At 60.1% G+C, this 521-nt stretch carries 2 pseudogenes; both read right to left on the reverse strand.

Annotation, left to right across the window (positions count from 1 at the left end):
- Positions 1–294 (reverse strand): annotated as a pseudogene (locus HGQ17_RS14890) (IS256-like element ISAar5 family transposase); the annotation flags it as partial.
- 24 nt (positions 295–318) lie between these two features.
- A pseudogene (locus HGQ17_RS15955) lies at positions 319–429 on the reverse strand (transposase-like zinc-binding domain-containing protein); the annotation flags it as partial.
- Positions 430–521: the final 92 nt, after the last annotated feature.

A 521-nucleotide genomic window follows, 5' to 3' on the forward strand; every position in this document is an offset into this window, starting at 1 on the left:
GAAACGTTTGAACAAAGCCGCCCAGGCGGCTTTGGATTCCTTATCGCACCACTGCCAGCCGATCACATGGGCGCCGTTGTGGGCGATGAGCACGCACCAGCCGTTGAAGTAGGTGCCATCAACGATGACCTGCCGGTGGACCTCCCCGGTCGGATCCGGCTGAGGTACTTCTATGTCCCAGCACCAGGCGGTGGAGAACCGCAGTGAACGTCCGGTGCCGCCGCCAGCTTGCTTCTGGCTGTCCTTGCCCAGCAGCCAGGACAGAAAGACGTTCAGCTGGGCTCGACGGGTCACATCGGCGCGGGACTGGGTCGTGGAGGCTCCGCAGTTTTTGCACCGCCACCGGGTTCGTCCTGCACTGGTCTTACCGTTCTTGACCAGCTTAGCGCCACATACACCACAAACCGGCTGATTCGATGGAGGAGTCACCCCACATGCTTTCAAAGCATGTGCAGGCCCCTACATCGGCGTCAGATCAACGATCCGGGGCCATCCTGTACACACATTTTTGCCTATAACCC

It is taken from the genome of Nesterenkonia sedimenti (genome assembly GCF_012641515.1).
Classification (GTDB): Bacteria; Actinomycetota; Actinomycetes; order Actinomycetales; family Micrococcaceae; genus Nesterenkonia; species Nesterenkonia sedimenti.